This is a genomic window from Streptomyces sp. NPDC111628 (assembly GCF_055635195.1).
Genome location: NZ_JBVKBZ010000008.1, coordinates 118356 through 130975, shown reverse-complemented (window position 1 = coordinate 130975; position 12620 = coordinate 118356). Strand labels below are relative to the sequence as shown.

Here is a 12620-nt window from a genome sequence, read left to right as displayed (position 1 = left end):
CAGGTGGACGGCCCGAAGATGCGCCGTGGCCGTCGCCTGGCCGTCGACGTCGGCGACGCCCGCATCGGGGTGGCGTCCTGCGACCCCGACGGCATCCTCGCCACCCCTGTGGAGACCGTCCCCGGCCGCGACGTCCCGGCGGCGCACCGGCGCCTGAGGCAGCTGGTCGCGGAGTACGAGCCGATCGAGGTCGTCGTCGGCCTCCCTCGCTCCCTCAAGGGGGGCGAGGGCCCGGCCGCGGCCAAGGTCAGGCGCTTCACGCAGGAGCTGGCCAAGGGCATCGCGCCGGTCCCGGTCCGGCTGGTCGACGAACGCATGACGACGGTCACCGCCAGCCAGGGGCTGCGCGCCTCCGGAGTGAAGTCCAAGAAGGGCCGGTCCGTCATCGACCAGGCCGCCGCTGTGATCATCCTCCAGCAGGCACTCGAATCCGAACGGGTGTCAGGCAGGCCACCCGGCGAGGGCGTCGAAGTGGTCATCTGATCGCGGTACGGTAACGTTCCGCGCGATGCGGAGGCATTCGAACAGCCACCGCACAGCAAGAGGCGGAACGGAAGCGGGCCCTTCGGCACAGGTCGCGCCCCCCGTCGCCTCGCGGCTCTAGGGGATCGATGACTGAGTATGGCCGGGGCCCAGGCTCCGAACCGTGGCATCCGGAGGACCCGTTGTACGGGGACGGCGGATGGGGCGGACAGCAGGCCCATGCGGGTCAGCAGTCCCCCTACGGCGGCCAGCCGCAGCAGTATCCGGAGCAGCAGGCGCAGCAGGGTTACGGCGACTGGAGCAACGGCGGCCAGTCGTCGTACGGCGGCGGGCAGCCCCAGTACGACCAGTACGCCCACCAGCACCCCGAACCCCAGTACGACCCGTACGGTCAGCAGCAGTACGACCAGCAGCAGTACGACCAGCACCAGTACGGTCAGCAGCAGTACGACCAGCAGTACGCGCCTCAGGCCCAGCCGCAGCAGGGCTACGACAACGGCGGCTGGGGCGGCGGCGCACACCCCCAGGCGCAGTACCCGGCCGACCCGTCCGACCCCTACGGACAGCAGGCCGGCGGCTACGGCGCCGAGCAGCCCGACTTCTACGGCACCCCCGAGGCGTACCCGCCGCCGGAGCCGCCCACCCGCAGGCGCGCCGAGCCCGAGCCGCAGCGCACCGACTGGGACCCGGGACCGGACGAGGGGGAGCACGCCTTCTTCGCCGGCGGGGACGCGGACGAGGACGACGACGCGCCGGGCGACGGCCGCGACGGCCGGGAGGACCGCAGAACCAGGGGCGGCGGCAAGCCCAAGAAACGCCGCAGCGGATGCGCCTGCCTGGTGGTCTGCCTGGTGCTCGGCGGCGGCGTGGCGGGCATCGGATATTTCGGCTACCAGTATTACCAGGATCGTTTCGGCGCGGCCCCGGACTACGCGGGCGGCGGCAACGGCGAGCAGGTGACCGTCACCATCCCCAAGGGCGCTGGCGGCTCCACGATCGGCCAGGAACTCAAGCGGCAGGGCGTGGTGAAGAGCGTCGACGCGTTCATCGCCGCCCAGCAGGGCAACCCCCGCGGCAAGAGCATCCAGGACGGCGTGTACACGCTGCAGAAGGAGATGTCGGCCGAGAGCGCGGTCGAACTCCTGCTCAGCCCGAAGAGCCGCAGCAACCTGATCATCGCCGAGGGCAGGCGCAACGCCGACGTCTACAAGCTCATCGACAAACGCCTCGAAGTGAAGGACGGCACCACCGCCAAGGTCGCCAAGTCCGAGTACAAGAGCCTCGGCCTGCCCGACTGGGCGCTGAACCACAAGGACGTCAAGGACCCCCTGGAGGGCTTCCTCTACCCGTCCAGCTACTCGGCGGCCAAGGGACAGAAGCCCGAGGACGTGCTCAAGCAGATGGTGGCACGTGCCAGCGAGCAGTACGAGAAGATCGGCCTGGAGCAGAAGGCGGAGGGCCTCGGCCTCGAAGGCCCGTGGGAGCTGCTCACCGCCGCGAGCCTGGTGCAGGCGGAGGGCAAGACGCACGAAGACTTCCGCAAGATGGCCGAGGTCATCTACAACAGGCTCAAGACCGACAACACCGAGACGAACCAGAAGCTCCAGTTCGACTCGACCTTCAACTACCTCATGCGGCAGAGCAAGATCCACATCAGCGAGTCCGAGATCAACACCAACCCGGACCCGTACAACACCTACTACCACCGGGGCCTGCCGCCCGGACCCATCAGCAACCCCGGCGAAGAGGCCCTGCAAGCGGCGCTCAACCCCACCGAGGACGGCTGGATCTACTTCGTGGCCACCGACGGCGTGAAGAAGACCGAGTTCGCCAAGACCCACGACGAGTTCCTGAAGCTGAAGGACAAGTTCGATGCCAGCTCCGGCAACTGACCGGCGCCGGGCCGCCGTACTCGGCTCCCCGATCGCCCACTCCCTCTCCCCGGTGCTGCACCGCGCCGCCTACGCGGAACTGGGCCTCGCGGACTGGACGTACGACCGCTTCGACGTGGACGAGGCGGCCCTGCCGGGCTTCCTCGAGGGGCTGGGGCCCGAGTGGGCGGGGTTGTCCCTGACCATGCCGCTCAAGCGGGCGGTGATCCCGCTGCTCGACTCGGTCAGCGAGACGGCCGCCTCCGTGGACGCGGTGAACACCGTCGTCCTCACCGAGGACGGACGCAGGACCGGCGACAACACCGACATCCCCGGCATCGTCGCCGCCCTGCGCGAGCACGGCATCGAGAAGGTCGAGTCCGCCGCGATCCTCGGCGCCGGCGCCACCGCGTCCTCCGCGCTCGCCGCGCTGGCCCGGATCTGCACCGGCGAGGTCACCGTTTACGTGCGCAGTCAGGCGCGGGCCGCCGAGATGCGGGGCTGGGCGGAACGGCTCGGCGTCGACGTACGCCTCGCCGACTGGGCGGACGCCGCGGAGGCACTGCGCGCTCCGCTGGTCGTGGCCACCACCCCGGCCGGTGCCACCGACGCGCTCGCGGCCGCCGTCCCCGAGATGCCCACCACGCTCTTCGACGTGCTCTACGACCCCTGGCCCACCGCGCTCGCCGCCCGCTGGTCGGCGCACGGCGGTGCCGTCGTCAGCGGCCTCGACCTGCTGCTCCACCAGGCCGTGCTCCAGGTGGAGCAGATGACCGGCAGGGCGCCCGCCCCGCTGACCGCCATGCGAAAAGCGGGGGAGCACGCGCTCGCGGATCGCTAGGATCCCGTCCGGTTCCGCAGGGGGCGGAACGGGAGGGGAAGACGATCCATGTACACAGGCGTGCCGCTGGCCTCCGCCAAGAGTCAGATTTTCGAGGCCGTCCTGGGCTTTCTGCCCGACTGGGTGCAGATCGCGGTGCTCGCGCTGATCGTGCTCGCCGTCGTCGCGAGCTGGGTGGTCAAGGTGCGGCGCGGGATCGCCCGGCGGCGCGCGCGTCGCGCGGGGCCGCCCCTGCCCGGGGCGGCGCGGCAGGGCACCGGAGCCGACCATCTGGGGCCCTACGCTCCACCGCAGCCGGAGCGGAGCGGGGCCGACTTCCTCGGTCCCTACGCTCCGGCACAGCGGCAGGAGAGCGGCGCGGACTTCCTCGGTTCCCATGCGCCGCCGCAGCGGCAGGGCGACCGACCCGCCTGACGCCGTCCGGGGACGTAGGTGCGTCGCGCGTGTCCCCCCGCGTGTCCGTCCGGGCGTCCGGCAAATGGACCGGCGACCGGGTCCGGCGGGCGGACGTGGGAGGATCAAAGGCGGCGGACCGGGGCCGCGCACCCGGTCGGACCGTCGTGTACGCGAAGAAGGCGCGTACACGGGGCATACCGGGGCGCGAGTACTGAGGAGCACCGTTGAGCAGGTTGCGCTGGCTGACCGCGGGGGAGTCCCACGGCCCCGCACTCGTCGCGACGCTGGAGGGGCTGCCCGCCGGTGTGCCGATCACCACGGAGATGGTGGCGGACCACCTGGCCAGGCGGCGGCTCGGATACGGCCGCGGTGCGCGGATGAAGTTCGAGCGCGACGAGGTGACCTTCCTCGGCGGCGTCCGGCACGGGCTGACCATGGGTTCTCCGGTCGCCGTGATGGTCGGCAACACCGAGTGGCCCAAGTGGGAGCAGGTCATGGCGGCCGACCCGGTGGACCCGGAGGTGCTGGCCGGCCTCGCGCGCAACGCCCCGCTGACCAGGCCGCGCCCCGGCCACGCGGACCTCGCCGGGATGCAGAAGTACGGCTTCGACGAGGCCCGGCCGATCCTCGAGCGCGCCTCCGCCCGTGAGACGGCGGCCCGCGTCGCCCTGGGCGCGGTGGCCCGGTCGTACCTGAAGGAGACGGCCGGCGTCGAGATCGTCAGCCATGTCGTCGAGCTGGCCTCGGCGAAGGCGCCGCGCGGCGTGTACCCGACGCCGGCCGACGTCGAGAAGCTGGACGCCGACCCCGTGCGCTGCCTGGACGCGGACGCGTCGAAGGCGATGGTCGCCGAGATCGACCAGGCCCACAAGGACGGCGACACCCTCGGCGGCGTCGTCGAGGTCCTCGCCTACGGCGTGCCGGTGGGCCTCGGCTCGCACGTCCACTGGGACCGCAAGCTCGACGCGCGGCTGGCGGGCGCCCTCATGGGCATCCAGGCGATCAAGGGCGTCGAACTCGGCGACGGCTTCGAGCTGGCCCGCGTGCCCGGATCGAAGGCGCACGACGAGATCGTCGGCACGCCGGAGGGCATCCGCCGGGTCTCGGGCCGCTCCGGCGGCACCGAGGGCGGCCTCACCACCGGTGAGCTGCTGCGGGTGCGGGCCGCGATGAAGCCCATCGCGACCGTGCCGCGCGCCCTGCGGACCGTGGACGTGACCACCGGCGAGGCCACGCAGGCCCACCACCAGCGGTCCGACGTGTCCGCGGTGCCGGCCGCCGGGATCGTCGCGGAGGCGATGGTGGCGCTGGTCCTCGCGGACGCGGTGGCGGAGAAGTTCGGCGGCGACAGCGTGACCGAGACCCGCCGCAACGTGCGCTCCTACCTCGACCACCTGGTCATCCGATGAGCGGGGGCCCGCTGGTCGTCCTCGTCGGCCCGATGGGCGTCGGCAAGTCCACCGTCGGACAGCTGCTGGCCGAGCGGCTCGGCACCGTCTTCCGGGACACCGACGAGGACATCGTCACCGCCCAGGGACGGAGCATCGCCGAGATCTTCGTGGACGAGGGCGAACCGGTCTTCCGCGAGCTGGAGAAGGAGGCCGTGCGCACCGCGCTCGGCGAGCACGACGGCGTCCTCGCCCTCGGCGGCGGCGCGGTCCTCGACGCGGACACGCGCGCGCTGCTCGCCGGGCATCGGGTGGTCTACCTCTCGATGGACGTCGAGGAGGCGGTGCGGCGCACCGGCCTGAACGTGGCGCGTCCGCTGCTGGCCGTCAACCCGCGCAAGCAGTGGCGCGAGCTGATGGAGGCCCGCCGGCACCTCTACGAGGAGGTCGCCACGGCCGTGGTGGCCACCGACGGCCGCACGCCGGAAGAAGTCACCCAAGCCGCCCTGGACGCAGTGGAGTTGACTGTATCTCCCGGGGGACAACCCCCGGACCCCCGGCCGGAGGACGCTGTGGTGAACGACGTGACAAGGATCGAGATCGGCGGCACCGCGGGGTCCGAGCCCTACGAGGTCCTGGTGGGCCGTCAGCTCCTGGGTGAGCTGGGCGGTCTGATCGGGGCGAAGGCGAAGCGGGTCGCGGTGATCCACCCCGAGGCGCTCGCCGAGACCGGTGACGCGCTGCGCGCCGACCTCGCCGGGCAGGGCTACGAGGCGATCGCGATCCAGGTGCCCAACGCCGAGGAGGCCAAGACCGCCGAGGTCGCCGCGTACTGCTGGAAGGCGCTGGGCCAGTCCGGTTTCACCCGCACCGACGTCATCGTCGGGGTCGGCGGCGGTGCCAGCACCGACCTGGCCGGGTTCGTGGCCGCGACCTGGCTGCGCGGGGTGCGCTGGATCGCCGTCCCCACCACCGTGCTGGCCATGGTGGACGCGGCCGTCGGCGGCAAGACCGGCATCAACACGGCCGAGGGCAAGAACCTGGTCGGCTCCTTCCACCCGCCGGCCGGTGTCCTGTGCGACCTGGCCGCCCTGGACTCCCTCCCGGTCAACGACTACGTCTCGGGCCTCGCCGAGGTCATCAAGGCCGGCTTCATCGCCGACCCGGCGATCCTCGACCTGATCGAGTCCGACCCGCAGTCCGCCCGGACGCCGGCCGGTCCGCACACCGCCGAGCTGATCGTGCGCTCCATCAAGGTCAAGGCCGAGGTCGTCTCGTCCGACCTGAAGGAAGCGGGCCTGAGGGAGATCCTGAACTACGGCCACACCCTCGGCCACGCCATCGAGAAGAACGAGCGCTACAAGTGGCGGCACGGCGCCGCCGTATCGGTCGGCATGCACTTCGCCGCCGAACTGGGCCGCCTGGCCGGGCGGCTGGACGACGCCACCGCCGACCGCCACCGCAGCATCCTCGAAGCGGTCGGACTGCCGCTGCACTACCGCTACGACCAGTGGCCCAAGCTGGTCGAGAACATGAAGGTCGACAAGAAGTCCCGCGGCGACCTGCTGCGGTTCATCGTCCTGGACGGCCTCGCCAGGCCCACCGTGCTGGAGGGCCCCGACCCGGCCGTCCTCCTCGCCGCCTACGGCGAGGTGGGCGAGTAGTACCCCGGTGCGCCGTTCCGCCCGATTCGCCGGGTGGGACGGGCACTTCGGGCCGCTCCCGGCCGTTCACCAAACGACGGCCGGGGGCTGTACCGTTCGGTAGCACGACGGCGGGCCCCTTCCCGTCGTCAGCGCCCATCGCCTGCACGAGACGGAGTGGCACCGGATGCAGCACCCCGTGGGTTCTCCGCTGCCGCCCCATCAGCCGGGGCACGGACCGGCCCTCGGCTGGTCCCCGGCCGCACACCACCCCGGACCGCCCCAGAATCCCGCCCCCGCGCCCCCTCCGGCGCCGGGATACCCCATGGCACCGCGGCAGGCCCCGGCACCGCACCCGGCTTCCGGCCCGGCCCCGCACCAGCCCGCGCCCGTCCCGGCCCCGCACCAGCCGGCTCCCGGCCCGCCCGCGCCGGACACCACCGGCCACGTGCCGCTGCCGCCCGGCGGTCCGGTGGCCGTACCCAGCGTGCCCCCCGCCACGGCCGCCGCGCCCGACCCCACCACGACCACCCTCGCGGTGCTGCTCATCGGCCCCGCGGGCGCGGGCAAGACCAGCGTGGCCAAGTACTGGGCCGACCACCGCCGGGTCCCCACCGCGCACATCAGCCTCGACGACGTGCGCGAATGGGTCCGCTCCGGCTTCGCCGACCCCCAGACCGGGTGGAACGAGCACTCGGAGGCGCAGTACCGCCTCGCCCGCCGCACCTGCGGCTTCTCCGCGCGCAACTTCCTCGCCAACGGCATCTCCTGCATCCTCGACGACGCGGTCTTCCCGGACCGCCCGGTCGTCGGCCTCGGCGGCTGGAAGCGGCACGTCGGCCCCGGCCTGCTCCCGGTCGTCCTCCTGCCGGGCCTGGACATCGTCCTGGAGCGCAACGGCGAACGCAGCGGCAACCGGCGCCTGACCGACGAGGAGGTCGCCCGCATCCACGGCCGCATGGCCGGCTGGTACGGCTCCGGCCTCCCCATCATCGACAACTCCCAACTCGACATCCCGGAAACCGCCCACCTCCTCGACGAGGTCCTCTCCCGCTCGATAGCCAGCCCCCCGAACTGGTAAGCGCCCCGCAGGGGCGCGGGGAACTGCGCGAGCAACCCCCACCGGCGTTCGGACGCCACACGACACAAGGCCCCACCCCGACAGGCGCACCCCGCATCCCCCGGCCCCGCCCACTCGGCCCACCCAAGCGGCACACGAACCGGCGGAGCCATACGCTCGGCTCATGTCAGAGGTCTACGCGGCCCGCCGGACGCGCCTACGGGAACGCTGCAACGCGGGCGGCAGCGCGGCGGCGCTCGTCTCCCGGCCCGCCAACGTGCGCTATCTCGCGGGCGCCGCCCCGCACGGCGCCGTGCTGCTCCTCGGCAGGACCGAGGACCTGCTGGTCTGCTCGGGTCCGCCGGACGACCGGCCGACGCAGGGCCGCCCCGACGAGTCGCTGCCGGTGCGTGCGCTGCCCGGTCCCGGCGGCGACCCGGCCGTCGCGGCCACCGACCTCGCCGCGGACCAGGGCGCCGAGTCCCTCGCCACCGAGGACCACCACCTCACCGTGGTCCGGCACCGCGCCATGCGCTCGGTCGCGCCGGCGCTGCGCCTGACCGACCTCGGACAGGCCGTCGAGCAGCTGAGGGTGGTCAAGGACGAGGAGGAGATCTCCTGCCTGCGCATCGGCGCCGAGATCGCCGACCAGGCGCTCGGCGAGCTCCTGGAGTCCATCCTGGTCGGCCGCACCGAGCGGCACCTCGCCCTGGAGCTGGAACGCCGCCTCGTCGACCACGGTGCCGACGGCCCCGCCTTCCCCACCTCCGTCGGCACCGGACCCAACTCGGGCCGCCGCGGTCACCGGCCCACCGACCGGCGGGTCGAGGAGGGCGACTTCCTCTCCGTGTGCCTGGGCGCGACGTACCGCGGCTACCGTTGCGAGATCGGCCGTACGTTCGTCATCGGCACCTCGCCGGCCGACTGGCAGATCGAGTTGTACGATCTCGTCTTCTCGGCCCAGCGCGCCGGACGGGAGGCCCTCGCACCCGGTGCCGCCTGCCGCGACGTGGACCGCGCGGCCCGCCAGCCGCTGGACTCCGCGGGGTACGCGGAGCACCTTCCGGCACTCACCGGGCACGGTGTCGGACTCGAAATCGACGAGGACCCTCAGTTGGCCCCCGCGGCCATGGGTAAACTGGACGCTTGTGTGCCGGTCACCGTCGAACCGGGGGTTCACCTCCCGGGCCGGGGCGGGGTCCGGATCGATGACACGCTCGTCGTGCGCCCCGAGGCGGACGGCGGACCCGAGCTACTCACCATCACGACCAAGGAGCTGCTCGCGCTCTAGCCTCGCGCTGTGCGTACGCTCCCGGGTCGTCCACGTCAGTCCAGTCCAGGAGATTCCGCAACCGTGGCTTCCACGAACGACCTCAAGAACGGCCTGGTGCTCAAGCTCGAAGGCGGCCAGCTCTGGTCCGTCGTCGAGTTCCAGCACGTCAAGCCCGGCAAGGGCCCGGCCTTCGTGCGCACCAAGCTGAAGAACGTGCTTTCCGGCAAGGTGGTCGACAAGACCTTCAACGCCGGCGTCAAGGTCGAGACGGCCACTGTCGACAAGCGTGACATGCAGTTCTCGTACATGGACGGCGACTACTTCGTCTTCATGGACATGCAGACGTACGACCAGCTGATGATCGACCGCAAGGTCGTCGGCGACGCCGCCAACTTCCTCATCGAGGGCTTCGAGGCCACCGTCGCGCAGCACGAGGGCGAGGTGCTCTTCGTCGAGCTGCCGGCCGCCGTCGAGCTGGTCATCAAGGAGACCGAGCCCGGCGTCCAGGGCGACCGCTCCACCGGCGGCACCAAGCCGGCCACCCTGGAGACCGGTCACCAGATCAACGTCCCGCTCTTCATCACCACCGGTGAGAAGATCAAGGTCGACACCCGCGACAGCAGCTACCTCGGCCGGGTGAACAGCTAACCGTGGCTGCTCGCAACACGGCCCGCAAGCGCGCCTTCCAGATCCTCTTCGAGGGCGATCAGCGCGGCGCCGACGTCCTGACGGTCCTCGCCGACTGGGTCCGGCACTCCCGGTCCGACACCCGGCAGCCGCCGGTCAGCGAGTACACGATGGAGCTGGTCGAGGGCTACGCCGAGCGCGCGCGGCGCATCGACGAGCTGATCGCCCAGTACTCGGTCGACTGGACGCTCGACCGGATGCCGGTCGTCGACCGCAACATCCTGCGCCTGGGTGCGTACGAGCTGATCTGGGTCGACGCGACCCCGGACGCCGTCGTCCTGGACGAGATGGTGCAGCTGGCGAAGGAGTTCTCCACCGACGAGTCGCCCGCGTTCATCAACGGGCTGCTGGGCCGGCTGAAGGACCTGAAGCCCTCGCTGCGCCGGGAGTAGCTCCACGAGCCGTGCCCGCGCCGCACACACGCAAGAACCGCCGGGGTGGCCGGAACCGAATGGTTCCGGCCACCCCGGCGGCACGTTTCTGCTGAGGCGGTGGGGGCTCAGAGCTCCTCGTGGGACGCGACCGCGCGGCGGGCGTCCGCGTCCAGGACGCCCCAGCTGATCAGCTGCTCGGTGAGGACCGAGGGCGACTGGTCGTAGATGACGGCGAGTGTGCGCAGGTCGTCCTGGCGGATCGAGAGCACCTTGCCGTTGTAGTCACCGCGCTGCGACTGGATGGTGGCCGCGTACCGCTGGAGCGGGCCTGCCTTCTCGGCCGGCACGGTGGCCAGCCGCTCCAGGTCCAGGACCAGCTTCGGCGGCGGCTCGGCGGCGCCGCCCGGGGTGGTGCCCGGCAGCAGCTCCTGCACGGGGACGCCGTAGAAGTCCGCCAGCTCGGCGAGGCGCTGCACGGTCACGGCACGGTCGCCGCGCTCGTACGAACCGACCACGACGGCCTTCCAGCGGCCCTGGGACTTCTCCTCGACACCGTGGAGGGAAAGGCCCTGCTGGGTGCGGATGGCCCGGAGCTTGGCCCCGAGCTGTTTGGCGTATTCGCTGGACATATGGCTCCCCGGACAAGGTGTCGACGCGGCAGGCTGTGTTGTCGGCCGCGCGGCTGGTAACTCACTGTGAGGTTACGCAGCGTTACTCTGCTGCGTCAAGCCGAATGGTCCGCACCGACTCTTCCGTGGTATTCGCCATCCATTACTCCGTGCGGGTGATCGATGTGGGGCAGACGAGTGACGGGGGAGTGTCAGGGGGGTCATCGAAGAGGATCTGTGAGCCTGCTACCGTAGGTGGCGCATATCCGACGTCCTTTAAGATCCGTCCCGTGAGGCGGAGAAGGGGGTCCGTTTCGTATGGACAAGCAGCAGGACCAGCAGCAGGAAGCCCGGCCCGTTCTCGAAGGGCCCGACATCGCGCGGGTGCTGACCCGCATCGCCCACGAGATCGTCGAACGCGCCAAGGGTGCCGACGACGTGGTGCTCCTCGGCATCCCGACCCGGGGCGTCTTCCTCGCCCGGCGGCTCGCCGACAAGCTGGAGCAGATCACCGAACGCAAGATGCCGGTCGGCTCGCTCGACATCACCATGTACCGCGACGACCTGCGCATGCACCCGCCGCGCGCCCTGGCCCGCACCGAGATCCCCGGTGACGGCATCGACGGCCGCCTCGTCGTCCTCGTCGACGACGTGCTGTTCTCCGGCCGCACCATCCGCGCCGCCCTCGACGCGCTGAACGACATCGGCCGCCCGCGCGCGGTGCAGCTCGCCGTACTCGTCGACCGCGGCCACCGCGAACTGCCCATCCGCGCCGACTACGTCGGCAAGAACCTCCCGACGTCGCTGCGGGAGACGGTCAAGGTCCAGCTCGCCGAGGAGGACGGTCGCGACACCGTGCTGCTCGGTGCCAAGCCGGCCGCCCCGGGCGCCCACCCGTAGCACCCCGCGTACGCACCCCTTCGTGCCGTACGCGTGCTCGGCGCGCCCCCGCGCGCGCCCGGCCGCCCGAATTATCCCGCTCTTCCGCATGAATCGCCTTACGGAGCCTGACAGATGCAGCGTCATCTCATCTCGGCCGCCGACCTCACCCGCGACGACGCCGTCCTGATCCTCGACACCGCCGAGGAGATGGCCCGGGTCGCGGACCGGCCGATCAAGAAACTGCCGACCCTGCGCGGCCGTACCGTCGTCAATCTCTTCTTCGAGGACTCCACCCGGACCCGGATCTCCTTCGAGGCCGCCGAGAAGCGGCTGTCCGCGGACGTCATCAACTTCACCGCCAAGGGCTCCAGCGTCTCCAAGGGCGAGTCCCTCAAGGACACCGCCCAGACCCTGGAGGCGATGGGCGTCGACGCCGTCGTCATCCGGCACAGTGCCTCCGGCGCCCCCTACCGCCTGGCCACCTCCGGCTGGATCGACGCCGCCGTGGTCAACGCCGGGGACGGCACCCACCAGCACCCCACCCAGGCCCTGCTCGACGCCTTCACCATGCGCCGCCGCCTGGTCGGCCGGGACGCCGGGCTCGGCAAGGACCTGGACGGCCGCCGGATCACGCTCGTCGGCGACATCCTGCACAGCCGCGTCGCCCGCTCCAACGTCGACCTGCTGCACACCCTCGGTGCCGAGGTCACCCTCGTCGCCCCGCCCACCCTGCTGCCGGTCGGCGTCGAGACCTGGCCCTGCGAGGTCTCCTACGACCTCGACTCCACGCTGCCCAAGTCCGACGCGGTGATGCTGCTGCGCGTGCAGCGCGAGCGGATGAACGCCGCGTTCTTCCCCACCGAGCGCGAGTACTCCCGCCGCTACGGCCTCGACGGCGACCGGATGGCGAAGATGCCCGACCACGCCATCGTGATGCACCCCGGCCCCATGGTCCGCGGCATGGAGATCACCGCCGAGGTCGCCGACTCCGACCGCTGCACCGTCGTCGAGCAGGTCACCAACGGCGTCTCCATCCGGATGGCCGTCCTGTACCTGCTGCTCGGCGGCAACGAGCCCGCCGTGTCCCACGCCCGCCCCACCGAGGAGAAGTAAG

At 71.7% G+C, this 12620-nt stretch carries 13 protein-coding genes; 12 read left to right on the top strand and 1 reads right to left on the bottom strand.

Annotation, left to right across the window (positions count from 1 at the left end; genetic code table 11):
- The first annotated feature begins 18 nt into the window (after positions 1 to 18).
- The 10 genes from ruvX to nusB all read left to right on the top strand — a co-directional run bounded on the left by ruvX (position 19) and on the right by nusB (position 10034).
- Complete coding sequence (ruvX, locus tag ACZ7MF_RS36265) at positions 19 to 483, top strand: Holliday junction resolvase RuvX (protein ID WP_046247773.1); 465 nt, start codon at positions 19 to 21, stop codon at positions 481 to 483.
- Positions 484 to 611: 128 nt separating this feature from the next.
- Positions 612 to 2375, top strand: coding sequence for an endolytic transglycosylase MltG (gene mltG, locus ACZ7MF_RS36260; protein ID WP_471482437.1), 1764 nt, complete (start codon positions 612 to 614; stop codon positions 2373 to 2375).
- Positions 2356 to 3195: a shikimate dehydrogenase gene (locus ACZ7MF_RS36255; protein ID WP_471482436.1), complete on the top strand. Its 840-nt coding sequence runs from the start codon at positions 2356 to 2358 to the stop codon at positions 3193 to 3195. The genes mltG and ACZ7MF_RS36255 overlap by 20 nt, the downstream gene beginning before the upstream one ends.
- Before the next feature lie 48 nt (positions 3196 to 3243).
- Positions 3244 to 3609 (top strand): hypothetical protein, encoded by a 366-nt coding sequence (locus ACZ7MF_RS36250; RefSeq protein WP_471482435.1) that lies wholly within the window; start codon positions 3244 to 3246, stop codon positions 3607 to 3609.
- Between the two features lie 206 nt (positions 3610 to 3815).
- Complete coding sequence (aroC, locus tag ACZ7MF_RS36245; protein ID WP_471482434.1) at positions 3816 to 5000, top strand: chorismate synthase; 1185 nt, start codon at positions 3816 to 3818, stop codon at positions 4998 to 5000.
- A complete protein-coding gene (gene aroB, locus ACZ7MF_RS36240; RefSeq protein WP_471482433.1) occupies positions 4997 to 6643 on the top strand; it encodes a 3-dehydroquinate synthase in 1647 nt (548 codons plus the stop codon). Before aroC ends, aroB begins: the two co-directional genes overlap by 4 nt.
- A gap of 166 nt (positions 6644 to 6809) precedes the next feature.
- Positions 6810 to 7703, top strand: a complete 894-nt coding sequence (locus ACZ7MF_RS36235) for a Pro-rich N-terminal domain-containing protein (RefSeq protein WP_471482432.1) — start codon at positions 6810 to 6812, stop codon at positions 7701 to 7703.
- Between the two features lie 163 nt (positions 7704 to 7866).
- The gene (locus ACZ7MF_RS36230) at positions 7867 to 8973 is read left to right on the top strand and encodes an aminopeptidase P family protein (protein WP_471482431.1); all 1107 of its coding nucleotides are present in this window, start codon (positions 7867 to 7869) and stop codon (positions 8971 to 8973) included.
- Between the two features lie 63 nt (positions 8974 to 9036).
- The gene (gene efp, locus ACZ7MF_RS36225; RefSeq protein ID WP_471482430.1) at positions 9037 to 9603 is read left to right on the top strand and encodes an elongation factor P; all 567 of its coding nucleotides are present in this window, start codon (positions 9037 to 9039) and stop codon (positions 9601 to 9603) included.
- Between the two features lie 2 nt (positions 9604 to 9605).
- Positions 9606 to 10034: a transcription antitermination factor NusB gene (nusB, locus tag ACZ7MF_RS36220; RefSeq protein ID WP_471482429.1), complete on the top strand. Its 429-nt coding sequence runs from the start codon at positions 9606 to 9608 to the stop codon at positions 10032 to 10034.
- 107 nt (positions 10035 to 10141) lie between these two features.
- Here nusB and bldD read toward each other — a convergent pair whose 3' ends face one another.
- Positions 10142 to 10645, bottom strand: coding sequence for a transcriptional regulator BldD (gene bldD, locus ACZ7MF_RS36215; protein ID WP_007447547.1), 504 nt, complete (start codon positions 10643 to 10645; stop codon positions 10142 to 10144).
- A 297-nt stretch (positions 10646 to 10942) separates the two neighbouring features.
- On the opposite strand from bldD, the gene pyrR reads away from it, so the two are divergent.
- On the top strand, positions 10943 to 11524 hold the full coding sequence (gene pyrR / locus ACZ7MF_RS36210) for a bifunctional pyr operon transcriptional regulator/uracil phosphoribosyltransferase PyrR (protein ID WP_003977338.1): 582 nt from the start codon (positions 10943 to 10945) through the stop codon (positions 11522 to 11524).
- A gap of 114 nt (positions 11525 to 11638) precedes the next feature.
- Positions 11639 to 12619 carry an aspartate carbamoyltransferase catalytic subunit gene (locus tag ACZ7MF_RS36205; protein WP_003977339.1) on the top strand — a complete coding sequence of 327 codons (981 nt, stop codon included), beginning with the start codon at positions 11639 to 11641 and terminating at the stop codon, positions 12617 to 12619.
- The last annotated feature ends 1 nt before the right edge of the window (position 12620 follow it).